The organism is Vibrio sagamiensis NBRC 104589 (assembly GCF_007990935.1).
GTDB classification, from domain to species: Bacteria; Pseudomonadota; Gammaproteobacteria; order Enterobacterales; family Vibrionaceae; genus Vibrio; species Vibrio sagamiensis.
On sequence record NZ_BJXJ01000021.1, the window covers coordinates 46,266 to 70,516 of the forward strand.

26 protein-coding genes are annotated in these 24,251 nt (G+C 37.2%); 13 read left to right on the forward strand and 13 right to left on the reverse strand.

Translation table 11 applies throughout. From position 1 onward, the window contains the following. Nucleotides 1–216 precede the first annotated feature (216 nt). The 5 genes from VSA01S_RS11660 to VSA01S_RS11680 all read right to left on the reverse strand — a co-directional run bounded on the left by VSA01S_RS11660 (nt 217) and on the right by VSA01S_RS11680 (nt 2,990). The gene (locus VSA01S_RS11660; RefSeq protein WP_039981907.1) at nt 217–390 is read right to left on the reverse strand and encodes a hypothetical protein; all 174 of its coding nucleotides are present in this window, start codon (nt 388–390) and stop codon (nt 217–219) included. 274 nt (nt 391–664) lie between these two features. Beyond that, nucleotides 665–1,123, reverse strand: coding sequence for a dCMP deaminase family protein (locus tag VSA01S_RS11665; protein ID WP_039981908.1), 459 nt, complete (start codon nt 1,121–1,123; stop codon nt 665–667). A 164-nt stretch (nt 1,124–1,287) separates the two neighbouring features. Continuing rightward, the gene (gene arfB, locus VSA01S_RS11670) at nt 1,288–1,701 is read right to left on the reverse strand and encodes an alternative ribosome rescue aminoacyl-tRNA hydrolase ArfB (protein WP_039981909.1); all 414 of its coding nucleotides are present in this window, start codon (nt 1,699–1,701) and stop codon (nt 1,288–1,290) included. Between the two features lie 169 nt (nt 1,702–1,870). Further along, a complete protein-coding gene (gene bamJ / locus VSA01S_RS11675; RefSeq protein WP_039981910.1) occupies nt 1,871–2,344 on the reverse strand; it encodes a BamJ family beta-barrel-assembly machinery protein in 474 nt (157 codons plus the stop codon). Between the two features lie 13 nt (nt 2,345–2,357). Next, a complete protein-coding gene (locus VSA01S_RS11680; protein ID WP_039981911.1) occupies nt 2,358–2,990 on the reverse strand; it encodes a thioredoxin domain-containing protein in 633 nt (210 codons plus the stop codon). Between the two features lie 249 nt (nt 2,991–3,239). Here VSA01S_RS11680 and VSA01S_RS11685 point away from each other — a divergent pair, with 249 nt between their 5' ends. Beyond that, nucleotides 3,240–3,863: an OmpA family protein gene (locus VSA01S_RS11685; RefSeq protein ID WP_033004431.1), complete on the forward strand. Its 624-nt coding sequence runs from the start codon at nt 3,240–3,242 to the stop codon at nt 3,861–3,863. Between the two features lie 198 nt (nt 3,864–4,061). On the opposite strand, the gene VSA01S_RS11690 is transcribed toward VSA01S_RS11685, so the two are convergent. The 4 genes from VSA01S_RS11690 to VSA01S_RS11705 form a co-directional block, all read right to left on the reverse strand. Then, nucleotides 4,062–4,421 carry a glutaredoxin family protein gene (locus VSA01S_RS11690; protein ID WP_039981912.1) on the reverse strand — a complete coding sequence of 120 codons (360 nt, stop codon included), beginning with the start codon at nt 4,419–4,421 and terminating at the stop codon, nt 4,062–4,064. 79 nt (nt 4,422–4,500) lie between these two features. After that, entirely contained in the window at nt 4,501–5,049 is a 549-nt protein-coding gene (locus VSA01S_RS11695; RefSeq protein ID WP_039981913.1) for a hypothetical protein, read from the reverse strand. After that, nucleotides 5,036–5,584 (reverse strand): YaeQ family protein, encoded by a 549-nt coding sequence (locus tag VSA01S_RS11700; RefSeq protein WP_039981914.1) that lies wholly within the window; start codon nt 5,582–5,584, stop codon nt 5,036–5,038. The genes VSA01S_RS11695 and VSA01S_RS11700 overlap by 14 nt, the downstream gene beginning before the upstream one ends. A 72-nt stretch (nt 5,585–5,656) precedes the next feature. After that, nucleotides 5,657–5,866 (reverse strand): cold-shock protein, encoded by a 210-nt coding sequence (locus VSA01S_RS11705; RefSeq protein ID WP_039981915.1) that lies wholly within the window; start codon nt 5,864–5,866, stop codon nt 5,657–5,659. 619 nt (nt 5,867–6,485) lie between these two features. On the opposite strand from VSA01S_RS11705, the gene yddG reads away from it, so the two are divergent. After that, the gene (gene yddG, locus VSA01S_RS11710) at nt 6,486–7,442 is read left to right on the forward strand and encodes an aromatic amino acid DMT transporter YddG (protein WP_039981920.1); all 957 of its coding nucleotides are present in this window, start codon (nt 6,486–6,488) and stop codon (nt 7,440–7,442) included. 142 nt (nt 7,443–7,584) lie between these two features. Here the strand turns inward: yddG and VSA01S_RS11715 are convergent, their stop codons facing one another. Together VSA01S_RS11715 and VSA01S_RS11720 are read right to left on the reverse strand one after the other, a co-directional pair. Continuing rightward, nucleotides 7,585–8,478 carry a cation diffusion facilitator family transporter gene (locus VSA01S_RS11715; protein WP_039981916.1) on the reverse strand — a complete coding sequence of 298 codons (894 nt, stop codon included), beginning with the start codon at nt 8,476–8,478 and terminating at the stop codon, nt 7,585–7,587. A gap of 175 nt (nt 8,479–8,653) precedes the next feature. Next, nucleotides 8,654–9,532 (reverse strand): LysR family transcriptional regulator, encoded by an 879-nt coding sequence (locus VSA01S_RS11720; protein WP_039981917.1) that lies wholly within the window; start codon nt 9,530–9,532, stop codon nt 8,654–8,656. Nucleotides 9,533–9,705: 173 nt separating this feature from the next. On the opposite strand from VSA01S_RS11720, the gene VSA01S_RS11725 reads away from it, so the two are divergent. The 6 genes from VSA01S_RS11725 (at nt 9,706) to VSA01S_RS11750 (ending at nt 17,369) form a co-directional block, all read left to right on the forward strand. Then, nucleotides 9,706–10,293 carry a class I SAM-dependent DNA methyltransferase gene (locus VSA01S_RS11725; protein ID WP_039981918.1) on the forward strand — a complete coding sequence of 196 codons (588 nt, stop codon included), beginning with the start codon at nt 9,706–9,708 and terminating at the stop codon, nt 10,291–10,293. A 1,028-nt stretch (nt 10,294–11,321) separates the two neighbouring features. Continuing rightward, nucleotides 11,322–11,882: a fimbrial protein gene (locus VSA01S_RS11730; RefSeq protein ID WP_050567321.1), complete on the forward strand. Its 561-nt coding sequence runs from the start codon at nt 11,322–11,324 to the stop codon at nt 11,880–11,882. 118 nt (nt 11,883–12,000) lie between these two features. Next, a complete protein-coding gene (locus VSA01S_RS11735; protein WP_039980692.1) occupies nt 12,001–14,445 on the forward strand; it encodes a fimbria/pilus outer membrane usher protein in 2,445 nt (814 codons plus the stop codon). A 133-nt stretch (nt 14,446–14,578) separates the two neighbouring features. After that, nucleotides 14,579–15,322, forward strand: a complete 744-nt coding sequence (locus VSA01S_RS11740) for a fimbrial biogenesis chaperone (protein ID WP_039980693.1) — start codon at nt 14,579–14,581, stop codon at nt 15,320–15,322. A gap of 64 nt (nt 15,323–15,386) precedes the next feature. Next, nucleotides 15,387–16,370 (forward strand): fimbrial protein, encoded by a 984-nt coding sequence (locus VSA01S_RS11745; RefSeq protein ID WP_244949868.1) that lies wholly within the window; start codon nt 15,387–15,389, stop codon nt 16,368–16,370. A 63-nt stretch (nt 16,371–16,433) separates the two neighbouring features. Continuing rightward, a complete protein-coding gene (locus VSA01S_RS11750) occupies nt 16,434–17,369 on the forward strand; it encodes an OmpA family protein (RefSeq protein ID WP_103021990.1) in 936 nt (311 codons plus the stop codon). Nucleotides 17,370–17,521: 152 nt separating this feature from the next. Here the strand turns inward: VSA01S_RS11750 and VSA01S_RS11755 are convergent, their stop codons facing one another. Continuing rightward, on the reverse strand, nt 17,522–19,495 hold the full coding sequence (locus VSA01S_RS11755) for an acetoacetate--CoA ligase (protein WP_039980695.1): 1,974 nt from the start codon (nt 19,493–19,495) through the stop codon (nt 17,522–17,524). A 232-nt stretch (nt 19,496–19,727) separates the two neighbouring features. Here VSA01S_RS11755 and phhA point away from each other — a divergent pair, with 232 nt between their 5' ends. Beyond that, entirely contained in the window at nt 19,728–20,522 is a 795-nt protein-coding gene (gene phhA / locus VSA01S_RS11765; protein WP_039980696.1) for a phenylalanine 4-monooxygenase, read from the forward strand. Then, nucleotides 20,512–20,850: a 4a-hydroxytetrahydrobiopterin dehydratase gene (locus VSA01S_RS11770; protein ID WP_039980697.1), complete on the forward strand. Its 339-nt coding sequence runs from the start codon at nt 20,512–20,514 to the stop codon at nt 20,848–20,850. The genes phhA and VSA01S_RS11770 overlap by 11 nt, the downstream gene beginning before the upstream one ends. A gap of 83 nt (nt 20,851–20,933) precedes the next feature. Here the strand turns inward: VSA01S_RS11770 and VSA01S_RS11775 are convergent, their stop codons facing one another. Beyond that, the gene (locus VSA01S_RS11775) at nt 20,934–21,242 is read right to left on the reverse strand and encodes a cysteine-rich CWC family protein (protein WP_039980698.1); all 309 of its coding nucleotides are present in this window, start codon (nt 21,240–21,242) and stop codon (nt 20,934–20,936) included. 150 nt (nt 21,243–21,392) lie between these two features. On the opposite strand from VSA01S_RS11775, the gene VSA01S_RS11780 reads away from it, so the two are divergent. The 3 genes from VSA01S_RS11780 (at nt 21,393) to VSA01S_RS11790 (ending at nt 24,216) form a co-directional block, all read left to right on the forward strand. After that, nucleotides 21,393–21,608, forward strand: coding sequence for a DUF3820 family protein (locus tag VSA01S_RS11780; RefSeq protein WP_021711657.1), 216 nt, complete (start codon nt 21,393–21,395; stop codon nt 21,606–21,608). A gap of 41 nt (nt 21,609–21,649) precedes the next feature. Then, entirely contained in the window at nt 21,650–21,907 is a 258-nt protein-coding gene (locus VSA01S_RS11785; RefSeq protein ID WP_039980700.1) for a hypothetical protein, read from the forward strand. Nucleotides 21,908–23,157: 1,250 nt separating this feature from the next. Beyond that, nucleotides 23,158–24,216: an N-acetyltransferase DgcN family protein gene (locus VSA01S_RS11790; RefSeq protein ID WP_039980702.1), complete on the forward strand. Its 1,059-nt coding sequence runs from the start codon at nt 23,158–23,160 to the stop codon at nt 24,214–24,216. The last annotated feature ends 35 nt before the right edge of the window (nt 24,217–24,251 follow it).

Here is a 24,251-nt window from a genome sequence, read left to right on the forward strand (position 1 = left end):
TAATAATTATTTAAATTACCATTATAAAAATATTACTACTGGATTAGTTAGTTATTAACTTATAAGTAAATTTCAAGAATATGAATGAAAGTAAACTACTTATAACTTAACAATGAACAAAATGTTCAGTGAATAATGGCCTAAGAAGTAAGCATTTTGCAATGATAAATTAGAATGGGAGTGCCTACACTTAGCGAAGGTCAATAGTTTAATATTTTACTTATCTGGCCTGATAGAATATAGATTATTATTTGTTTTACCTGAGTCTAAGTAGTATTGGTGTGCTTCTTGTTTATTATTAGCTAATACTTTTATGACAATGATTTGACCTTGTTCAAAGTAACGAATTTCGTATTCTGCACTAATGTTTGCTTGTGTTGCTGTGGCCATATTGCGTCTCCGTAAAATCTTATATTGAACTAGCAAATGCTGTGCCATTTAGAAGACGTTGAGTATCTATTCTTGATATATTTGCTGCTTTGGTTTTACTCATCATGAGCTTGCTAAGATACATAATGAATGATTAAAAATATAAGATACTTCAACAGCAAAAATACATTTTAGTTACAGTATAGGACTTAATCAATAAAAAATATATCCTAGCTACTATTAATAATAAAACGTATTAGCTATTATTGCGCGAGGATATGTCTTAAAAACTAATTTATCGAACATCAACGTCTTCGATATCATTTTGTTTAAGCCAATTTACTTTGACACCAGCTTGATCAAACATATCTTGACTGACTTGAATTTTATCGGCCCAGCGAGATAAAAAATCTTCAGATTGTTGTGGGCAATTGACTCTTGAAATACCAGTTTGAATAATCTTCGCTGCACAATTAGGGCATGGAAAGTGGGTTACCCAAATATCACAGCCATCTAAATCTCGTTTAGAAAATAAAATTGCATTTTCCTCTGCATGGAGTGTTTTGAGGTACTTGAGTTCTCTTTCATCAGTATCGACGCTATCAGATACTCCATGCGGGTAACCATTAAACCCCACTGACACGATGCGGTTTTGTTTTGTAATTACTGCACCTACTTGCGTTGAAGGATCTTTGCTCCACGAGGCAACCAACTCAGCCATTTGGTAAAAGCGTTTCTCCCATTTACTATTCATCTTTGTGTTCTCTGTAATGGTTGTGATAAGCGAATAATAGCGTACTTTTAAAAAAAATCCTAAGTGTCTTGAAGGCCAGATAATTTTTAGGTTACTTTAATTACAGCCTGCTCCATTCTTTTTGCTTTTAATTTTACTTGAGTTTACTTAGCTGTACTTTCCAGTCAGAATTGTACTTTTTGACGTTGCTGTTTTTTTGTTGCTTTTTTCGTTTTATTATCTAGCCTGCGCCGCTGAGAGGAACGAGTAGGTTTGGTTGCTATACGTTTTTTGTTTTCTTGAGTTGCTGAAAGGATCAAAACTTTTAAACGTTGGATTGCATCTTCTTTGTTTTGCTCTTGAGTACGAAATTGTTGAGCTTTAATTATAATCACACCATCTTTTGTAATTCGATGATCGGAAAGTGATAACAGTTTCTGTTTATAGGATTCAGGTAGTGCGGAATGATGGATATCAAAACGTAAATGGATCGCGGATGAAACCTTGTTTACGTTTTGACCTCCATTTCCCTGGGCTCGAATAGCAGATAATTGAACTTCCCATTCCTGAATAACGACTGAGTTTGATAGTGTGATCATGTTTTTCTGTATAAATAATGCTTCAGAGTTTATGGCTAGAACTACACTACCATTATGAGGTTGGTAATAGAAGAGTAATTAATTTGATGTGGTTTAGAAAAAGGTGAAGGTTAAGTACCCAAGTAAAAGGTTACTTGGGTACAGAAAGCACCTGAATGAAATAGGGGAATTAGTTTATCTCTAATAATTCAACATCAAAAATAAGGACACTGGCTGGAGGAATCGGTCCACTGCCACTTTTTCCATAACCAAGCGTACTTGGGACAAATAGGCGAACTTTTTCTCCCGTAACCATGTATTGTAAACCTTCTTGCCAACCTTTAATTACTTGTTTTAAACCAAAGGAAATAGGCTCACCTCGTTCAACTGAGCTATCAAAGACAGTGCCATCGATTAATGTACCATGGTAGTGAACTTTGACTTTATTCCCCAGTGCTGGATGAACCTCGCCAGAGCCAGATTGTAATACTTGGTACTGTAGGCCACTTTCTGTTGTGATTACCCCTTCTTTTTTGCCATTTTCTAAAAGAAACGCCTGGCCTTCTGCAAAGTTTGACTCTGCCGCTTTATGTGTTGTCCATGTTCGGTAAATAAAAAAGCCTGCAAGAAAGAAAATAATAGCTGGAAATAGAAACTTAGACACAGTGGCTCCTTAGTTATTCTGGTAGTTGAAGTAGGTAGTTAATCGTTTTTGCAATCGACTCTGGTGTATTATGACCAGAAGTTAATACTTGGTATTTGCCATTAACGATGAACATAGGAACTGAATGAATATTGCCAACTGTTGTAACTTTTTCTGCTTCTTTCATTAATTGAAATAGTTTGGCTTTTTGCTCATCACTAAGTTGATAAGGGCTGATCAAGTTACGTGACTGAAATACATTGTCTACTGCTGCTTGGCGTTCTTCTGGTTCAGCATTGGCATTCATTTGCACGACAGTGAATAGGTCGCTCATAAATGCTTTGTCAGGTGTTCCATTAAGTTGCATTACTGCGGTGTAAAAGATGATTGCGCTAATCTGAGCATTCTCGTTGAACGTAACATGTAATTTTTTAATGTTTTGTTCGGTAATGGCTTCTATTTGCGGTATAAACTGTTCCATCTGTCTACAGTGACCACAATTCAGGGAGAAGGCTTCTGTTAGCGGAGGCAGGTTGTATTCAGTAAGATCAGTTGGCAAAGCTTGGTACTGTTTGCCTAGTTGTGGCTGATTATTGCCGTTATCACATGCTACTAAGCCTATAACAGTGGCAATTAGAAAGGCATTTTTCAAAAGAGAATTGATCATGTTTATGCTCTGAAAATTGAAACTGACATTAGTTTATCGATTAACATAGGTTACGGGAACCCTAAAAATGACTTGTTACATTAAAGTCGAACAGTAAAATATACCCAAGGCGTAAGCTACTTTGGCACGATAGGTGCTTAATAAGTTAAAAGAGCAGTAAAGTTTTTGACCGCTTGGGTTGAATATACCCAAAATTTCGAGAAGTTACTCAGTGACAGTGACACGTATAAATTTGACGTTGGTAATGGTATGAAATATTGTTTTTTAATCGTATGTGCTCTTCTTGCGGGTTGTGGTAGCATCAGTTCAGAGATTCCATTTGGTGGTGATATGTTGGATACGGCGCCAAGCAGTAGCTCACAACTTAAGCATCCGAATTGGGGAAATGCGCAGACTTACTCAACCACGCCTCGCTATAGCGTCCCTTCGCCGCGTTCATTACCCAATAACTCTCAAGGCTTAAGCTCTTTGGAGATGTTTTTGGATAGATATCAGATTGCTTACGAAACACTCGATAGCGGTCACGTGATGGTTAAATTGAAAGAGCAGGTTCATTTCGAGTCTGGTTCAGTTAAGCTCTCTCTGCGTTCTCAAGATTGGTTACGACAACTTGGCAACTACCTGTCAGAAACATCTGATATTGATGTCGTGATTGATGGGCATACTGATAGTACCGGTCAAGCTACGTTTAACGATGGACTTTCCGAGAAAAGAGCAAGAGAAGTTGAAAAGCAGCTACTCGCGACGAAGTTGCCTCGCCATAGAGTGTTCTCACGCGGCTTTGGCGAATTTGCTCCGCAGTGCAGTAATGCAACCGCTGGTGGGAAAGCATGTAATCGAAGAGCTGAACTGACCCTGATTGTTTCCCAGTAAAAAAGAAATCACTGGATTTATACCCAAGTGACTTCAAGATGCTTGATTCAGAGCGAGGTCACTGAGTCGAATTCAAACAAGACAACAAGGTGAAATAGTAGGCTCTTTTTATTTTTCATAAAAAGAAGGTTGTCTAACGTAAGAACAGGCTCAGTAACACACTCCTAAAGGGTGAACGTTTTTAACTCACAAACGTGGTTAACGAAACTCTTTTTCTATGTAGGCGATAATATCAGAGGACTCATAAAGCCATTGTGTCTCGCCGTCTTTATCAATGCGTAAACAAGGTACCTTAACACGTCCGCCACCTTGCTCTAAAGCTTGACGGTGAGTGAGATCATTTTTTGCATCGCGTAATTCAATGTTGACTGATTGACGCTTCATTGCTCTTCTAACTTTTACGCAGAAAGGACATGCTTCGAATTGATAGAGGGCATAGTTTTTGGCTTTTTCATCAATACGCTGCTGTTCTTCAGGTGAACGTTTCACGCCTCGCGGAGAGAAAATTACGTTAAGAATTAAAATAATTTTGCCTAAAATTAAACGAATTAGCTTCATCGTATTCTCTTTATAATAATGTGAAAACTCAGACAGAGTGTCTGTGCCTATAATATTGAAACAGTTTACCAGCTGTATGTTAGTGACAAAACCAGTTCTTACACTTTTTTAGCCAGTGCAGAATACCACTCACTTTCTTAGGGTTTGCTTGTTTACCCATTTGGTAACTTTGAATAAACTGATTTAATAGTTCATCGGTATCAATGTTTTGGAATAACAGTTCAGGACCTAGCAGCTTTTGTGACTGAAGCGCATGTTCATAAGCAAGCGTATCATCCATATGCAAATAACCTTGAGTGTACAACCAAAGGTGTGTGACCAATATAAGCTCTTGAGAAACTTGGTTGTTAAATTTTATGGCATATTGATCACCCAAAGTTTCACTCAAAACTTGCTGCATTTTCCGTGATGGTGATGCACTTTGCTCGTATTGAGCACTTGTTTCAATATGAGATTTCGTCAGTAATCCAAGCAAATGTAACTTTGCGTCTATATGAGGCTTATTTTCACAAACTTTTTGGAAAAGTGGTGATTGTGTTGTGATCCAATGATCTTGCACATTTTTGTTTTGACTGATGGCTGAGATGCATTCGACTTGCATCTCTTGTAGTAAATCACTGAGAAACATAATTTTCCTGCAGCTCTTTAACGATGAGTTCGATATGTTGTTCATTAATATCAACAAATATAGAAGAGCCTGATATCATTATTGATAGGTTTGTACCACGAACTAAATGCTGAGAAACGGTATCGATAGTATCATAATCGAAACTAAAGACATCAACAGGTAGCATGTTAAGTTTACCTGCATTTTTCTCCCACCAAACCGTTGCTTTGGTATTGTAGGTATAGACTTTAACATGCTGAGCGAGGCGTGTTGCTTTTTTTATTCGTTCAGGCTCTGGCTCTCCAATCTCGATCCAGCTAGCAATACTTTGATCATCTTTTACATGCCATAAATCCGGCTCCTCAATAGTCGATAAACCTTTGGTGAACTCTAAGTTGCTCTGAGCATTCAAGCAATATGCAAATATACGGGCAAGCATTCGCTGAGGTTTTTCGGAAGGGTGGAGTGCGATGATCAAATTTGTGGAATCGTAATAGTCATGATTCATATCTGAAATCGCGATACGAAACTTGTAAATTGTTGGTTTTAAAGCCATTTTTAATTTCATTATGTTGAAGGTAAAAAAATAGCCAGCAAAATGCTGGCTACATATCAGAATCTGTAAGGATTAAACTAGAGTGATTTTCTCAGCTTGTGGACCTTTTTGACCTTGAGTGATTTCGAACTCAACCTTCTGACCTTCGATAAGTGTACGGAAGCCGTCGCCTTGAATTGCAGAGAAGTGAGCGAAAACGTCTGGACCATTTTCTTGTTGGATAAAGCCGAAGCCTTTAGTTTCGTTGAACCACTTAACTGTACCAGTCGATTTGTTAGACATGTCTATTTCCTAATATCTAATTTTGGGTAAATCTTCGCCTAATCGGCGCTTATAGCGTGGAAAAAATAAATTGCTATTGCGTACCACAGGACGGGGGAGTTACGAGTAATCCAACGAAATGTGAAAACAAAGAACTTTCTTTCTAGCTGAGTTCGAGTCTAGGTTAAATCCCGTAAGAGTCAACCTATATTAGCAGTCTATGGACAAATATTTGTATTTAGTCACTCTATGAGTGGTATGCTTTTGATGAATTCTCAAATAAATGCGGCTTTTGAGCGTTTTTTTTGCTCGTTTCAGTACTATTTATAGATGTATTCATTGTTTATGAAGAGTACTAAAAATGATAGAAGTTACAACAAAAATAGCATGGGCAAGAAAGCTTTAGAACAGAAAAATGTATATTATCAAACCGTGAAACTTTTGAAGTCTATCTTTTACTTCGTTAAAGCTAACCTATGTGGTGGATTATTTTGTAATTTATACCATTTTCTATAAAATAACCTATAGAGATGTTGTATTTTCCGGTTAAGATGCTTTGAAATGTCGATCATCAAGTCAACCTCCTCAAGTTATTTGAGGAGCAACAACCCCCCAACTATAGGTGCAAGAGAGAATGAATATGTTATCGTCACAAGGTCGGTTTACAGTATTTGGATGCATTGCTATTTTAGCATGGAGCGGACTGTTAGGAATGACTCGACTTGTGACTGAAAATTTTGGCCCTGTTGGTGGCGCTGCAGCTTTGTATTCTTTAAGTTCCCTTGTTCTTTTAGTCGTCGTTGGCATTCCAAAACTGTCCAATTTTCCACTCAGATATTTACTCTTAGGTGGTGCTATGTTTGTGTGTTATGAAATGTTTCTTGCACTGTCTTTAGGGTATTCTCATACACGGTCTCAATCAATTGAAGTATCGATAGTTAATTATTTGTGGCCAGCATTGACAGTGTTATTTGCGGGACTAGGGAGTAATAAAAAAGCGAGTTGGTTGTTATATCCGGCGGTGCTATTAGCTTTTTTAGGTGTAGCCTGGACAGTAAGTGGTGAAAATGGGCTCTCATTAGATACCCTCGTTACCCATGTAAATAGCAATCCGATAGTATATATAATGGCCTTTTCAGGAGCTATTATTTGGGCATTTTATTGTAACTTGACTCAAAAGCTACAATCCAAACATAATGCAATTACCATTTTTTTTATTGCAACAGCGGTTTCGCTTTGGATAAAGTACTTTTTATCTGATCAACCAGCGATGACTATTAGTTGGTCTGGATGTGTTTATTTAATTATTGCTTCACTGCTAATGTCCGGTGGGTATGGTCTTTGGAATGTTGCCATTGTTGGTGGGAACATGGTAGTCCTTGCAACATTGTCTTATTTTACTCCTATTTTTTCAGCTTTATTTTCTTCAATTTTACTTGGTGTCAGTTTAAGTCACAGTTTTTGGCAAGGAGTTGCAATGGTGACGATTGGCTCATTACTTTGTTGGCTTATAACTAGAGATAAAAATGGAGACAGTGATGAGAACAAGGTTAATGACAATACTATGGTAAGAAAGAACCGAGAACCTTTAAGTTAAAGTGTCATAAAATTTTGATTGAGCATAACAAACGGATAATAAAATGGACATTGTTATCATGAAGGTGCTTTTATGCGACTTGTGTAAGCATCAAAAGCAACGATAATTTCAATCGTGACTAAAAAATACGGTGAATAATAAACTAGTAAGCAACATTTAAATGTAACTGAAGTTTGAATTGGTGCTTAGATAAGCGAGTTGTTAGTTGTCTTCTCGTGTGTTCTAAAGTATCCAATTTTAGTGTGTTTTTATCGATATGAACATCAACATCAACTCTAAGCTCTTGACCAACTTTAGTAATTCCTGCAAGTTTAAGGTTATGCTCAGTTACTTTTTCAATTTCTAATACATCCCTTCCAACACGCTGGCATAGTTCTTTACTTGGTGACATCATCAGTAGTTCACGGAGTGCACCAACCAACATATCAAAAGGAACTTTAAGAAAATATGCCCCCATCATTAGCATCATTATTGGGTCAGCGTATACTGCATAATGTGATAAAGAAGTTAAAGAGATTAGCCAAGCGATGATGAAGCCAGCCGTAACAGCAACGCTCAGTAATGTATCCATTTGCCACTGTTTTTTCTCAGCTTCGATCAAGCCAGAAGAAAACAAACGGCTTTTTTTAGACATGTACCACCAAGCATACCCACAACCAATAACGTTAATAACCCCAAATACTGTTGCAATTGATGCATCGACACCACTGCCGCCAGATAAAAGAGTCATGAAAGCAGAGATAAGAGAAAAGGCTACAATGACCAAAATTACGATTGCTTTAATTGCGATAACAATAGGCTCAAGAACTGCTTTTCCAAAGGGGAATGCTGCTTTAGAAGGTTTATTGATGTAGTATGATGCGGCAAGTGACAACAAAGTTAGCAGTAAACTAATGAGAGAATATACGCCATCAAAAATGATAACAATGGATCCAACAAGCAAGCCGAGTACCATTCCTCCAACAGCAAAACATGATGTTAAAAGCGCAGAAAAAGTGAGTACATGATTTTCGTTTTTACTTGTCCGGTCACACATAAAAATGCCTTTTAAAATTTACACAATTAATATTGTTCACTGTTAGTGAGTATTTAGGCAAATTATAATTGTGCAACTTTTGAACGATTCTTGGTTGGTTTGGAAATAATTGTTTATATTTCAATCGTTTGTGTGAGATTATGGCTGTCAGTATTTTTGTCGCTCAGTGGTGGGTTTAAAAGTCAAAAATATATTCACTCAATTTATCGGCTAGCCAATTCATGGCGGGATGCTCAGTTTGACCGCTGGGTTCAAACATACAATAATCTTCCTGCGTTAAACCATAAGTATGCTTGATTACGGCGAGTTTTTGTTGACGCAAATAGTGTCTTATAAGCGGCTCGGGTAAAACACCCCAAGCATCCTCTTCGAGTATTGTGTTTAGCATATAATCAAAACTGGAAAAGCCAATGTATCGGTTTGAAAAAGGCTGCAATTCAGGGTTGTCTTTTTCGTTTAGATATACCATAAGTGCTTGCATCTGATTCCTAAGAACGTCATCTGTAACACGCCCCATTTGATTGAGACGATGACCAAAATGACAGACAGACATCATTCGAATTTTCCCTAACGGGTTATATCTTATGTGTGGGTCATCTACACGTTCATAATCGACACCGAATGCGAAATCAACTTGTTGAGTAGTGACTAAGTTCGCTAAATCACCGCTAGAGGCAAGAATCAAATTGAATGTTGTTGAAGGAAATCGGTTGTTTAAAGTATGTGATAGTTCTTGCCAGAGTTCATCAGGGAGCGAATCATCACGAGCAATCCAAACTTCAGCATTAAAACCCTCCGAGACTTGAGCGCAAGTTTTTTTAATTCGTTGTTGAATGACTAGCAGATGTTCACAATCCTTAAGGATCGCTTTTCCTGCTTCTGAAAGTGTTAATGTATTCCCTGTACGATTGAATAACTCGACACCGAGATCTTTCTCTAACGCTTTGAGTGACATACTAAGTTTCGTTCTGTTACAACCCATTTGACGGGCTGCTTCCGAGACTGAACCACATTCAGATGTGGCACAAAAAGCTTCAACTTGCGTTAAGTTCATATTTTAAACCTGTAACGTCAGAATTTTAACCCATAAAAAAGTGCGAAATGATTAGCCTATTGATACTTGTTATAAGGGTATCAAAAAAAAACATATTGCACAGATAAGTTTATGGCGTTTTGACATTTTTACGGTACTCTATTGGAGTAAAACAAGTGAACATGGAGGTAACAATGACACAAGGTTGGGACGGTTTAGCAAAGGAGTGGGAATTAAACCCTACGACAGAGCGTTTTGCAAAGTCGGCGTTTACACAACTACAAAATTTGATCCCGCTTGATGGAATTAAAGTTTTGGACTTCGGATGTGGAACGGGTCAATTAAGTCGACTTTTATCACCGAGTGTAAAAGATATCGTTGCCTTAGATTCTTCAGAGGCGATGATCGAAGAACTTGATAAAAAAGAGTTGGCCAATGTGGAGCCAATCGTTGATGAGCTTACTCGTGGATTAGTGGCGCAGCATCCAGCGTTTCGGACACAGTTTGATCTTGTTATTGCTTCTTCAGTTCTCCCCTTTGTTAATGATCGTACAACAGTATTGGAAATCTCGCAGTCTCTTCTGAGTGACAATGGTTATTTTGTTCATTTTGACTGGTTGTCAGATTCTGCTAATGAAGGCTTTACCTTGGACGATTCAAAAAGGGCATTAATTAATGCTGGGTTCAGACATGTTGAAGTGAATAAGGTATTTGACCTTTCAGCTGACAATGGCTCTTATTCGGTCATTATGGGGATCGGTCGGCCTCTGACGATGAGCTAAATGAAGCCGTTTGCTACATAGTGATTATTAAGCTTGAATATTGTAAGCCTAGGGGTAATACCTAGGCTTTTTAATGGCTTATAGTCCCTTACAGCTCATAGCGAGAAAATACGTAAATTTCATCTTATACCTAATTGACATCAATAGAATAATCACTCCTCAATTACTTAAATGATAGCTATAACCACCACCAATATAATACACAAGCAATCATATATTGAACAATAGGAAATCATGCGGTTTGATTTTTGGTATAAATTCACCGAATGTCATTGACGGTGTGAATTTATAATATTAGAGTATTTACGCTAGATGAGAGCTAAGAGGCTAATTTTTATTAATTTAAGTCCTATCTTATGTAGTTCGGGACAGGAAAATATTATTCTCATGGTTGCCTTAACATCTTATTAGTTTGTTAAGGTTGAAAAATAAGAGAAAAGCTATAAATCTTGGATGCACTGATTGGTTTTAAAAAGCCATTCGCCTTACTCATTTCAATGATAGCAAGCCTAAAGGAAGCTCCCTCGTTTATAAAAAAATCTGACGTTTTTTTATAGTATTGATGTTTGTGATGTATTAACATTATTATCATATTCAGGGTCAATGTGTTCTGTGGGAGTTTTTACCGCATAAGTTTATATTTCTATAACGACATGTTATATCTAGTTTTAAAGAGCATTTTTAATCTTTAATTTACTTAGTTTTATAAGTATGGCTTTATATGCTATATGCTATATGCTATATGCTATATGCTATATGCTATATGCTATATGCTATATGCTATATGCTATATGCTATATGCTATATAAAGGTATTTTATATCTTGTTGCAGCTCACCTTTTAATAAGCTGGGCGGATGGCTATTTAATTAAAATTTAATGCGTTTTATTTTCTAGGAATTTCTACTTATAGTATTAATCTTGCTTTGATATTAAAGTATTAGACTTTAATATTAACAACCTCGTAATATATTGAATTTAATAATGTAAAAATAATATTTAAAATATAAAAATATAGGAATTACTTAAATGAAAGCTCAATTTAACCGTACCATCCTTTCAGCTTCTTTACTTCTTAGTGCTTTTTCGGTTTCTACATTAGCAGATACAGTAGAAGCAGAAAAGATGCAAAAAAATGAAACTTTAGTCAACTTCCAAGGAGAACTTGTAGAGTCTGCTTGTGGGCTATCACCAAATAGTGAAGATCAAACAATAAAATTAGGTCAGCAACCAACTCACCTTTTTGTAAAAAAAGGGGATAATTCACCTCAAGTCTCTTTTAATATCAAGTTAATTGAGTGTAATACAACAGTTGCAAAGAAAGCGACGTTTACTTTTCTCTCAAATCAAGATATTACCGGTGATTTATTCAATGTTGAAGGTGGAGCTACAGGAATCGGAGTTCGAATTTTTCATAACGGTAAAAAAATAAAAAATGGCCAAGTTGCTGCTACAAATAAGTTAAGCAATGGCAATAACATTGCTTCTTTCTCAGCTGCTTACGAAAGAAATATTGAAGAAGGTGGTTCTGATATTGTTACTGCTGGTGTTGCAAACTCCAGGGCATTATTACAAGTTGGTTATCTATAAAGCTACCTAAAGTACTCTTAATTTAAATCATAATTTGATTTTTATAATTGTTATATTCTCAAATGATAGAGAGGCTAGCTTTTTAGGCTCTCTTTTAAATAATGTGTTGGCTTTTTATATGAATAAAGTAACATTTAATCTATTCATTGTTTTCTTTACGTTATCATTTACTTCTTACTCGACAGAGTTTAATGCAGGTTTTATAAGGAGCTCTAGTAAGGTCGACTTGGCAAATTTCTCCAAGAGTAATTTTGTTGACGATGGTGAATATCGAATAAATGTTTATTTAAATGGCTTGCTGGTGAAAGAATCATCTATTGAATATGAGAACAACAAACCATGTATTTCAGACGACTTATTGGAACTATTTCCTATTAATGAAGTAGGCTATAGTATTTACAAAAAAACTAATGTTATGAAAGGGAGTAAAAACTGTTATCAGATCGAAAAAGTAAAATATACGAAAGTGATATCAGAGCTTGGCAAAGGAAAGTTGGAGATAGTAACACCACATAAATATATTGCGAAAGAATATCGAAATGGATTTGTTCCAGAAAAGTTATGGAATGACGGTATCTCAGCTTTATTTTTTGATTATAATATTGATTATTTTACTATAAAAAAAGGCAAACAATGGGATAGTGATTTTTATCTCTATGGTGTAGCAGGCTTTAATTTTGATGCATTCCGCCTCCGTGCAAACTATCAATCGTCTAGTGATTTATCAGGAAAACTAACATCAATATACGGATATATTCCAATTCGTAAGATAAAATCCAAGCTTACATTTGGTCAAACTTCCTTTAATTCAGATATTAATGCTACTTTTCCAATGAGAGGAGTGAGACTGGAAAGTGAGCAGCAAATGTTACCATCTAATATCCGAGGCTACTCACCAATTATTGCTGGTACAGTGAGTACTGATGCCAAGATCACAATTCGGCAGAATGGAAATATATTGAAAATTATTGATGTCAATGCAGGTCCCTATTTAATTGATGATATAGCGCCAGAGAGTCAGAGCTTTTTAGATGTAGAGGTAAGACTTATCAATGGAGAAGTTCAGAAGTACCAAGTTAATGGTGCTGATACGCTTTATTTAACTCGACCAAATCATTTTCGCTATCGTTTATCGGCAGGAACACCCGAAAGCTCAGTTTATGCTTATACACCGACATTCTTAGCTGCAGAAGCTTCATATGGTTTAAATAACACTATATCGTTGTTTTCTTCAACAATTCTATCTGAAAAATATCAGTCACTCGCGTTGGGTAGTGGCTTGAACTTTGGTTTATTTGGTGCGATTTCTACTGATTTATCTCAAGCTAAAGCATCGATGAAAAATGGTCTCAAAAAACAAGGTATGTCCTATGGTCTAAGCTATAATCAGACTTTTGATATTTTTGGTTCTAACGTTCGTGTCACGGGTGGATACCGATCTTTCGAGCAATATTTTTATGACTTTGACGTATATTTAAATGCTTATGATCAAAAAGGCCACTACAATGAATTTCAACAGGACACACGTCGCCAAGATCAAACATATTTTTCTGTAATGAGAAATTTTGGTGAAACTCACGTTTACCTCTCATATACATCAAATAACTACTGGGATAAGAGCCATAACAATACTAGATATGACTTAAGTGTTTCTCATCCATTAAAAATTAATGATATCAATGCTTATTTATCGATGAGTGCTTATCAGTCAAAAAATGCTTTTTCTAGATTGAATGCACCTTCTAGTAATGATCAAGGTTGGTCACTAGGTATTACGATCCCAATTGGTAGTAATCACCATGTTTCAGCTCAAACGCAGACGTTCAATGAACGTTTATCGCAAAATATCACTTACACAGGTAATAATAGCCGAGATGCATCTCATTATAGACTTAATTTTGATGTTTTGGATGGTGAATCGCATAGCCTAGGTGGCCGTTATTCGAAAGATTTTCCATTTATTTCAACATCAATTGGAGGCAGTTATAGAGCCGATAACTACAGTCAGCTAAATGCGAATCTGGCCGGTTCTGTATTGTTGTCTCAATACGGCCTTGCGTATAGTCGGATGAACACAGGTTCATCTCGCATGCTTATCGAGTCTAATGTAGCTGGAGTGACAATTAATGGGCATAGCAATGACAATGAACAAACTAATACATTTGGCCTAGCCCTTGTCAATGGCATTACACCGTACCATAAAAACTACAGCACAATTGATTTTAAATCATTACCAGAAGATATTGAAGTACTTGATAGTATTCAGAGTATAGCTCTAACAGATGGAGCTATAGGATATCAATATATTAGATCTCGTTCTGGTAGCAGTTTTATGGCAACCCTGAAAAGTGACCAAGATATTCCATTTGGTGCCCAAGTCGTTGATGAAGTACTCAATCAAGAGATAGCGATTGTTGGAGAGGGTTCAGTTGCATATCTGATAGGAGTTAATAAGAATTCGAATATAACGGTTTCTTGGGGTCAAAACCAAAGTTGTCGCCTGCTTATCGATGGTAAGGTGTTAAATAGCAATGAATCAATTCGCGATATTAATTGCTTTTGAAGTAAGAGAATTTAAAAGTTAAAGGTATGTATAAATTATATTTCTTAATTTAAAAATCTTTAATTAATAATTTTAGTTTTTAAATAAATATGTCTTCTTTCTATAGTGTGGCGTAATAATAATTGAGGTAAATATGAAAAAGTTAATAAAGGTGATTTTTTGTTATCTATTAATGAACACATCGGCGAATGCTGCACTTGCTCTTGATCGAACTCGAGTTATTTTTAAAGAACGCTCAAAGATTGAAACTATCAAAATAAAGAATCCAGTAGGTAAACCATTTCTTGCGCAATCTTGGTTGAGCGATATCAGTGGAGTAGAGGTGAATAGTGAGTTTGCCGTCATACCACCAGTTATGAGAATAGAAAGTAATGATTATGCAATTCTTCGCATTAAATCTTTACCGTTGGCTAAAAATCTTCCACAAGATCGAGAAAGTGTTTATTTTTTACATGTAAGAGAAGTACCACCAACTCAAAGTTCTGATAGTGATAAAGGTGAGAAAAATACGGGTTCTATTCAGATTGCAATTGAGTCAGTAATTAAGTTTTTTTATCGACCTAATAGCTTGAGTTCTATTAAAAATGTAGATAGAAAAATTATGAATTCAACAAAAATAATTCGAACTTCAAATAATACTATAGATATAGAAAATGCATCTCCTTTTTATGTCACTTTCTCAGATTTAAAGGTTGGAAAGTCAAAAAAAGCACCTAATTTTAATCCAACAATGATTGCTCCGTTTAGTCGTCAATCTTTTAAAGTAGAAAAAAACAATATTTACACTCTCAACCATATTAATGATTATGGTGCAACAGTGACAAATATCTTCGAATGTAATCAAAATAATACCTGCATAGCACAAGAGAAAAAATAAAATGAATAGAATACTATCACTTCTATCTATTTTAATATGCAGTGCAACGTTGAGCTCCACCGCTTTGGCACTGGCTTGTTATAGTGAACAAAGTGGTGGCATCTTTGGTGGTGTGGGGCCTGGTGGGGTTACTACTTTTAAGATAGATCCTTCGGCATCTGTGCCATCTGATGCGCCTGACGGGCAGATCGTATGGCGAGGTGTATCTCAGACAGTCAGAGTAACGTGCTATAAAGATGCTACGCACTATTACGGGCTTATGACCAAACCTGAGCAAGTTTATTTTTGGCCAGGAAAGACTGGTGACACAAATGTCGCTGCTGTTCAGGGGATAAAAATTGGATTTCGATATAATGGCAAAGATATTTACGGTGAGAAAATGCCAGTTGATGGCTTTATCGTTCCGAGTTGCAAAAGTTCTAACATTTATGATGATTATGTTGAGTGTGAAAATAACACAAAAACGTCAACAACGATTACCTACCAGCCTATAATTGTAACAGGTCCAGGTGATTTCTCTGGTTATCGTGCTCCCATTAATATATTTCAGCTTGATGGTGAATTTGGATATAACAAAGAGTATAGCAATTACAGAAGTGTGATTGGTAACATGGGACTTTTGAAGCCATCAAAATGTTCTGTTGAACTAGAAGTTCAAAATAATGGTGTCGATTATGGCGTTATTAGTATGGGGGCCAGCTTTAATGAAGTGACTGAACCTTTGACTATTGTTATTAGAAACTTAAAACATACAAAAGATTGCCCATTGGTTAAATTAAGAGGGTATTTTAATAATCTTCGTGCAAAAGGTAATAAAAGTTATATACCTGTCTTTGATGAGGAAAATAATGAAATAACATCATTTGCTATTGAGTTATATACTCTAAAGGGGGATAAAGTTATCCTTAATGAGCCGATTGGTAAAGGCTTTAATGTTGAACAAATAGGCTATGAACGATACTTAGCAAAACTTGTCCCCCTCGGAAATGGTAACATTAAAAAAGGGAAGTTTAGTGGTTTAGCAGTTTATACAGTTTCTTATTTATAGGTGATTATGATGCAAGATAAAAAAAGATCACTAATAATATTATTATGTTTCACGAGCTTTAATATGTTTGCCAGCAGTGGAAAGCAAGATGAAAGTTTTATTGACACGTTAATTTCCCATGGTTTGTATTTTCAGGTGGCTGGTGGAGGAGAGCTTCCTTTTAGTCATGATAGTAAAGGCGATAAATCTTTAACTAATTTGAAATATAATTTTGGTCTTACGTTTGAAAATATGGATCTTGAACTCGGATATCGCCATTTTGCTGTAAGAGATACCTTGGATATCGGAGGTGTCGATGTTTTCACTAAGCATACTTGGCCGTTATGGTCTTCTGGTGGCTTCTATGCTGGAGCTGGTGGCTATGTATATCAAACTGAAATGGATAAGACTGGAAAAAAACCAGCATGGGAAAAAAGTGCTTTCTCTCCTTACATCGCTGTTGGAGGGTACTATGAATTGAGTGAATATATTGATGTCTCCTTACAGCTTGATAGTTTTTTTAATGTCGCAGGCGGAGACTGGAAACACCGAACTGATGATAAAAAAACACTCAATCAAGTCAGTTTATCTTTAACATTACGTCCTTGGGATAGAACAAGCTTTCCAGCTCAACCTATTACGCAAGCCTTGCTTGAACCGCAAGAAAAGGCGATTAATTTAGCTGAGTTGAGCCCTTTATATCGCTATGATGAGGCAACGCTCAATAATGAAATGAAAGCGCTGCTCAAATCGTTAATTGTTAAGATAAACCAGCTTGAACATTATGAAGTTGTCATTACTGGAGGGGCAGACAGTAAGCCTCGGTATATGGCACATAATATCAAGTTAGCCGAAACAAGAGCTAAGATTGTGGCGGACTTTTTGATATTACATGGTATAAAAGCAAGGGCGATTCGATTAGAAACCGCTATTGTTACTACAAGAGAGGAACAAGCTGATACCATTGATGCACGCAAAGTAGAGATCACAGTCAACGGTACTGAACGAGTTTCACCTTAACACTTGATGGACGGCAATCCTTGAAGCGAGTGGGGCTACATTAGCCCCTCATTTAAACCGTATCTCAAGGTTCACTTGAATATCACTCAAGTCACCATCACGTACCTTCAGGTTATCGATGAAAACTATGGAATGGGGTGCTTTACTTGTCGTCAATCGCTTTGAGTCATGGCCAGCATCTTAATTTCTTCCAATATTTCAGGGTTTGCAATTGCTCCCATATTTTCAACCTGCTTACCATTAACAACGGCTTTCACTGCTAATTCCACTAGTTTTCCCGAACGTGTTTTGGGTATGCCTGAAATTGCAAATATTTTACTGGGAACATGTCGTGGAGAGCAGGCCATTTTAAGCTTGGTTTTGATGGCTGAAATGAGCTCTTCATTCAGTTCAAAACCGGAAGAAAGTTGGACGAATAACCAAATCTGTTCATTTCTATTCACTTCTTTACCTATAGCAATCGAATCTACTATGCCTTCAATGGTATTCACTTGTTGATAGATCTCGGCTGTGCCAATCCTGACACCTCCTGGATTTAGTAGAGTGTCACTGCGTCCGTAAAAAACAAATCCATCAGATAGATTTTGTTGTACGTCGTCCCCGTGATGCCATATGTTGTCAAATTTGTCCCAATAGGCGTGGTGGTAGCGTTCTCCATTATCACCCCAAAAACCAATGGGAAAATTCGGTAGAGAATTGGTACAAACCAGTTCACCACGCTGTTCAATCAATGCATTCCCTTGCTGATCAAAAACCTTAGCGTTAACGCCTAATCCAGCGGCTTGGCATTCCCCTCTAATGACAGGAGATATCGGGTTGCCAAGTACGAAGCAACCACAAATATCGGTTCCTCCTGATATAGAGGCGAGATGAATATCGTTCTTAACGCTTTGGTAAACATAGTCGAATTGATCGGGATACAGGACCGATCCCGTTGAACAAAGCGTTTTCAATTTTGGTAACGAATAGTGCTCGCAAGGAGAGATATTTTTTTTCTGTAATAGCTCAAGGTATTTCGCAGATGTACCAAATAGAGTGACGTCTGCCTTTTGAGCAAAATCCCATAAAACCTCAGTTCTAGGAGCAACAGGACTGCCATCGAAGATGATCAAGCTTGCTCCAGTGGCGAGTGAGCTAACATGCCAATTCCACATCATCCAACCACAAGTTGTATAATAAAAAACACGATCATGGCGCTGGATATCGCAGTGCAGTTGATGTTCTTTTAGATGATTAAGAAGTGTTCCGCCTGCAGAGTGAACGATACATTTTGGGTGTCCTGTGGTTCCTGAAGAATACAAAATAAACAGTGGGCTATTAAAACTTACTGGCTCAAAATGCAATGGGGTGGGGACAAACTCGTTGATGAGAGTGTGCCAGTGAGTTGTCTTGATGGTTGTGATTTGGGTCTCGGAGCCAAGATAATCAATGAGGCAAACATTTTCTAATTCAGGGAGTCGTTCAATAATTTGTTTGTTTTTCTCCGACATAGTGAATGTTTTGCCGTTAAAAGGGTAGGCATCGCAGGTAAATAAAACCTTTGGCTTCACTTGTCCAAAACGTTCAATCACGCTGTCGACGCCAAAATCAGGTGAAGTGGAGGTCCAAATTGCGCCGAGACTTGTGGTTGCGAGCATGGCAATGACCGACTGTGGAATATAAGGTAAGTAACCAGCAACCACATCACCTTTTTCTACTCCACATTCTTTGAGCCATTGCTGGAGGCTAGAAACTTGCTGTGATAACTCTTGCCAAGTAAACGTTTGTTGATGCCCTTGTTCATTTTCAAACCAAATAGCCATCTCGCTTGGCTGTAAGGAGGAAAAGTGAAGTAAGTTTTCAGCGTAGTTTAAATGAGCTTCTGGGAACCAGATAATATCTCTGTTTGACATTGAGTTTTGCCATCGGCTCTGGCCCTGAGCTTTAATGACAGGAACGGGGGACGCTATTAGGCCACAATAATCCCCAACGGCTTGCCAGAAAGCTTCATCATTATCCAACGACCATTGATGGAGATCCGAGTAGGTTGTTAATTTCGGTAAGTTTAGATGTTTGATAAATTGTGTAATTTGAGCTTGAGCAATACGTTTTTCGTCTGGTTGCCAGATTGTGGAGTTCTCGGACATACTTACCTCTGATAACATTTATTTAACAGGTGTGAGTGTGTCTTTAACCCTAGGTAAAGTCAACCAAGAGCTATAACCACAATCTTCAATACTCTACAGCAAATCAGCTATCTACTTTTTTATGTAAATAAAATGTTACACCTTGACTTATTTTAGATCGTCGATGAGGTATTGGAAGGTTAAAAGAGTCTAGATAGGCTTAATGTAATGGAAATGTTATCGGAGATGTTACATGACCCAATATCACTCAAGGCCAGTTGCTCAGGATGGAAGAGTAGAGTGGAGCAAAGAAGAGGATGCCATTTGGTGTGATTTAATGACTAGGCAAATGGATGTCATCCAAGACAGAGCTTGTAAGGCTTATTTAACAGGTTTGGAGCTTCTCGATTTATCTTGTGAACGTGTCCCTCAGTTACCGGAAGTGAATCGTGTTCTTAAGGCGAGTACCGGCTGGCAAGTTGAACCAGTGCCTGCGTTGATCGACTTTGATCGTTTTTTTAACTTGCTCGGTAATAAGCGCTTTCCTGTCGCGACATTCTTAAGAACAAGGCAAGAGTTTGATTATTTACAAGAGCCTGATTATTTTCATGAGATTTTTGGCCATTGTGCCATGCTCACCAACCCAGAATTTGCCGCTTTTACAGAACATTATGGTCAACTTGGGCAAAGAGCGACCCCCAAACAAAGAGCTTATCTTGCTCGTTTATACTGGTTCACAGTTGAATTTGGCTTAGTCAAAGAAGGTAGCCAAACAAAAATCTACGGCGGGGGGATATTATCTTCACCAGGAGAGACCATTTATTCACTAGAGAGTGAGCAAGCGATGAGAGCTTCTTTTGACTTGCAGACAGCATTAAGAACGCCTTATCGCATTGATATCATGCAGCCCAAATACTTTATGATTGAGGGGCTTTCTCAGTTATTCGAACTCAGTAAAATTGATTTGCTTGAACAAGCGGATTTAGCAATTGAAGCTGGCTTACTCCCACCACTTTTTGAACCTAAGGAATCTAACCATGTTAAATGAACAAAAATGCCAAGCATGTAGCATTGATGCTGTTGCTTTGGGTAATGATGAACAGCAAACATTACTGATGGAGCTAGAACAGTGGCAAATTATTGAAAGAGATGGGATCCCACAACTTGAAAAAGTGTACAAGTTTAAAAACTTCAAGCAAGCTTGGGCATTCAGTAATCAGATTGCTGAATTAGCTGAAGAGGAATTCCATCATCCCTCTATCCTACTTGAATGGGGTAAAGTCACAGTAACTTGGTGGAGTCACTCAATCAAAGGACTACATCAAAATGACTTTATTTGTGCGTCTAAATGCGATGTTGCTTTTGTTGCAAACTGATTTTTAGAACAAGTTACCCCCAAGTAACCTCAAGATAGTTCTTACGTACTATTAGTTTCTTACGTACTATTAGGTTATTTGGGCTATTCAATCGGCGCTTTTTCCAAGCATTGACGGCATACACAGGCCTGTTTCTCTTCCTTAATGGAGAATGTACGAGACTCAACGTCAAAACACCAGCATGTTTGCTCACCAGCAGAGATTCCACAGAACGTCTGTTTGTCACAACTTGGACAAGCATGAGTAGCGGTTATTCCGGTAATTTTTGCTATTGTGGCCTCTCTTTGCTGGTCTGTCTTAGTATTCCACGTAACAATCTCTTCGATTGTGCGATGACAACCAGAACATATCCCACCGTTATTTTTACAGGCTGCGCGACAAGGTGACTTCATGTTTCCTCATTATTTATGGTGATTTGGGGCTTTTCAGGGAGTGAGTCTTTCAGTATCCTCAGTTCCTTTGGGCATCATACGTTGAGAAGTGATGTTCGTCATCCATGATTTAAAATTCTTCTCAATTGCGAAATACTTGAGGAACTTCCAATGCTCGAAAAAGAAAATTTGATCAAATTGGCAAGAATGCCGATGCCTTTTGGTAAATATGCAGGGCGTATGTTGATTGACCTTCCGGAAGAATACCTTCTCTGGTTTGATAAGAAGGGGTTCCCTGAAGGTGAGCTAGGTGATTTGTTGAAGCTTTGTCTTGCACTGAAAATTGAAGGTTTAGACAGTGTGGTTAAACCTTTAAAGCGCATGTAACCTGCCACAGAAAATCCCCATGTTTAATTAAAAGACTTATTATGAATTTTGATATCAATGCACTGAAACACCACCAATTGGTCGAAGATGGTCAACTAGAGGGATGTTATATTCATCAGCCCGCTCAAGGCAGTCAGCAAGGTGATAAAGCTGTTTCGGCAGAACGCCAAGCGTTGGAAAAGATGGGATATAAGGTAATACAGGTTAAAGCTAAAGGCGGGACAACCACGTTTGGCGAGGCGATGCAACAGCTTGCCGAAAGAAAGGAATTTATTTTTAGTTCCTTTAGACGACGCTAGCATTAACCCAAACAATTTAAACGCACCAGATAATAAATCTGTCATTTTAGAACCGTTAACTGCTGATTTAGCTATGTGTTAGATGGTAACGATTACTCTGAGGTAATTTCTAGCGCCCACCTTAAAGACTGTGATTTAACTCTTGAAAATATTAAATCAATATCTTTTAAAAAGATAAATGAATATGGTTTGTTACCTCAAATGTCGCAATAAGTATTCCAAATAAAGGAATTTCCACATTTAAAAACGATGGAAAATACGAACCATCTCTACTGTTAGCGGACCAATTTATTGAAAAATTAAAAGCAAACATAAAAGAAAGTTTGGTTTCATATATACCTACTTATATCGTCTTCTTTTATATTGAGCCTGCTAATGAAAATGCAATATATGAAGCCAAAGATTTAGGTAAAGGTTTAACTAAAGAACTTCCCAATAACTTAACTACATCCGGTTTAACATTGGAAAAGGGTAGTTGGGTAATAGCGAAATAAAAATCTAACAGATAAGGATTAAAGGTACTGTCGCAAATCCAGTTAGAGGTGTGATAGACCAATCCTCCAGATACAATTATTCTGCGGGCGCGTAAAAGCGCTCACAGACAGTCTCTCCATCAACATCTATTTGATCATGTTTGAGCATCATTCACATTTCTCGCCGATGAAGATTTGGCGTTGCTCATTCAACTGACTTCTTTCTAAAGCTTGCCACGTTTTTTGTTTAATCCAACGGTGGTTTTATTCAACGATTAATAGTCGCGAGAACCACGACGACACAGCGCTTACTCTGAATCTCTTCAATTTCACGATACTGAGTTTATAGGCGAGATAATAACGTATGGTTTCGATAATAACTTCAGAGGGAAAGTAGCAGCCTCTAAACATGAGAGCCGGTCTTTAGTATTTATTTGTCGTTAATTATGGCGGAGTATCCAAAATTTGCGAAAAACCTTTTTTAAAGCCTATATTTGTAGGGAAATAATATATGAAACTTTCAATTTTATAACATTCATCACAAAATCAACAAGTTCAAGGTGTTAGATAAGACAATAGTTTATTTTGTTTTTTAGTAAAAATAGACAAAGTAAATAATCATATTTTCTTATTTACTACACATTCCGTTATTATGACTTTATAAAATTTTGTTTTCTTTTTTTTTAAAATAAGTAAATTGGCATAAATGCCTATGCAGTTATTATAAATAATTTTAGTTACTTGAAAAATTAAATAGAAATAAGAATGGTCGAATAAATGTTTAGCTTTGACAACAAAAGAATCGTTATTTATGCCGAAGGGCGCTTTGACTCTATTAACGCAAAAGTTGCAGCATCTTTCATTCGTTACCACGCTGAAAAGTGTGTCGCAGTTATTGACTCTACTAATGCGGGTAAGACTTGTGAACAAATTCTAGGGTTTGGTGGTGCTATTCCAGTAGTTGCTGATTTTTCATGTATTTTAAATGAAAGAATAGATATATTTATGATTGGAAACGGGTTGTTTCATAGTGACCTTCCCGACGAATATAGAAATAATATCAAACTTGCAATAGAGCAAAAAATGCATATTGTCAGTGGTATCCACTACCGTCTAGCACAAGATCCGGAGCTAAAACAGCTTGCTGAAAAAATGGATGTTGTTATTTGGGATACCAAAGAGCCGCCAGCAGGGCTTGGAACAAGTCAATATAGGTTATTAAATATTCCACAGCATATTGTTCACACTGTTGGATCTGATTGTCGTGTTGGGAAGAAAACCACCGCCCTTGAGTTAACTAATTGTTATAATAAAGGGTCGGATAAGGCTGTATTTGCTGCAACTGGACAAAGTGGTATTTACATTTCGGGTAAAGGCATTGCTATTGATGCTGTACCGAGTGACTTTGTGGCCGGTGCGACTGAAAAGCTTATTCTAGATAGTGTTGCTGATACAGACTCTGAACTTGTGATAGTGGAAGGTCAAGGTTCGATCACTCATCCGGCTTATAGTGCTGTTACATTGGGTTTATTACATGGCTCAATGCCACATACGTTGATTCTTTGTCACGAAGCAAATTTAGAAACTCATAAAAACTGGGAAAAAACCCCAGTACTCTCATTAAACAAACTTATCGAAACATACGAAACTTTAGGCGGTTACTTACGCCCATGTAAAGTTGTTGGTGTTAGCGTAAATTGCAATTCTTTATCTGAAGAAGAGGCTAAAGTTGTGTTGGCTCAAGTTGAACTTGAAACGGGCCTGCCTGCAACTGATGTTTATAAGTTTGGTGCACAAAAGCTTGTTGATGCTATTGAGCACCATAGACATAGTTAAATCACTTTCTAGGCAATAAGCTTGGTGTGATGAAT

Excerpts from the sequence above, each read along its gene's own strand:
- VSA01S_RS11660 (WP_039981907.1), bottom strand. The coding sequence starts at position 390 with ATGGCCACAGCAACACAAGCAAACATTAGTGCAGAATACGAAATTCGT.
- VSA01S_RS11665 (WP_039981908.1), bottom strand. The coding sequence starts at position 1,123 with ATGAATAGTAAATGGGAGAAACGCTTTTACCAAATGGCTGAGTTGGTT.
- arfB (WP_039981909.1), bottom strand. The coding sequence starts at position 1,701 with ATGATCACACTATCAAACTCAGTCGTTATTCAGGAATGGGAAGTTCAA.
- VSA01S_RS11680 (WP_039981911.1), bottom strand. The coding sequence starts at position 2,990 with ATGATCAATTCTCTTTTGAAAAATGCCTTTCTAATTGCCACTGTTATA.
- VSA01S_RS11685 (WP_033004431.1), top strand. The coding sequence starts at position 3,240 with ATGAAATATTGTTTTTTAATCGTATGTGCTCTTCTTGCGGGTTGTGGT.
- VSA01S_RS11690 (WP_039981912.1), bottom strand. The coding sequence starts at position 4,421 with ATGAAGCTAATTCGTTTAATTTTAGGCAAAATTATTTTAATTCTTAAC.
- VSA01S_RS11695 (WP_039981913.1), bottom strand. The coding sequence starts at position 5,049 with ATGTTTCTCAGTGATTTACTACAAGAGATGCAAGTCGAATGCATCTCA.
- VSA01S_RS11700 (WP_039981914.1), bottom strand. The coding sequence starts at position 5,584 with ATGGCTTTAAAACCAACAATTTACAAGTTTCGTATCGCGATTTCAGAT.
- VSA01S_RS11705 (WP_039981915.1), bottom strand. The coding sequence starts at position 5,866 with ATGTCTAACAAATCGACTGGTACAGTTAAGTGGTTCAACGAAACTAAA.
- yddG (WP_039981920.1), top strand. The coding sequence starts at position 6,486 with ATGTTATCGTCACAAGGTCGGTTTACAGTATTTGGATGCATTGCTATT.
- VSA01S_RS11715 (WP_039981916.1), bottom strand. The coding sequence starts at position 8,478 with ATGTGTGACCGGACAAGTAAAAACGAAAATCATGTACTCACTTTTTCT.
- VSA01S_RS11720 (WP_039981917.1), bottom strand. The coding sequence starts at position 9,532 with ATGAACTTAACGCAAGTTGAAGCTTTTTGTGCCACATCTGAATGTGGT.
- VSA01S_RS11725 (WP_039981918.1), top strand. The coding sequence starts at position 9,706 with ATGACACAAGGTTGGGACGGTTTAGCAAAGGAGTGGGAATTAAACCCT.
- VSA01S_RS11730 (WP_050567321.1), top strand. The coding sequence starts at position 11,322 with ATGAAAGCTCAATTTAACCGTACCATCCTTTCAGCTTCTTTACTTCTT.
- VSA01S_RS11735 (WP_039980692.1), top strand. The coding sequence starts at position 12,001 with ATGAATAAAGTAACATTTAATCTATTCATTGTTTTCTTTACGTTATCA.
- VSA01S_RS11740 (WP_039980693.1), top strand. The coding sequence starts at position 14,579 with ATGAAAAAGTTAATAAAGGTGATTTTTTGTTATCTATTAATGAACACA.
- VSA01S_RS11750 (WP_103021990.1), top strand. The coding sequence starts at position 16,434 with ATGTTTGCCAGCAGTGGAAAGCAAGATGAAAGTTTTATTGACACGTTA.
- VSA01S_RS11755 (WP_039980695.1), bottom strand. The coding sequence starts at position 19,495 with ATGTCCGAGAACTCCACAATCTGGCAACCAGACGAAAAACGTATTGCT.
- phhA (WP_039980696.1), top strand. The coding sequence starts at position 19,728 with ATGACCCAATATCACTCAAGGCCAGTTGCTCAGGATGGAAGAGTAGAG.
- VSA01S_RS11770 (WP_039980697.1), top strand. The coding sequence starts at position 20,512 with ATGTTAAATGAACAAAAATGCCAAGCATGTAGCATTGATGCTGTTGCT.
- VSA01S_RS11775 (WP_039980698.1), bottom strand. The coding sequence starts at position 21,242 with ATGAAGTCACCTTGTCGCGCAGCCTGTAAAAATAACGGTGGGATATGT.
- VSA01S_RS11780 (WP_021711657.1), top strand. The coding sequence starts at position 21,393 with ATGCTCGAAAAAGAAAATTTGATCAAATTGGCAAGAATGCCGATGCCT.
- VSA01S_RS11785 (WP_039980700.1), top strand. The coding sequence starts at position 21,650 with ATGAATTTTGATATCAATGCACTGAAACACCACCAATTGGTCGAAGAT.
- VSA01S_RS11790 (WP_039980702.1), top strand. The coding sequence starts at position 23,158 with ATGTTTAGCTTTGACAACAAAAGAATCGTTATTTATGCCGAAGGGCGC.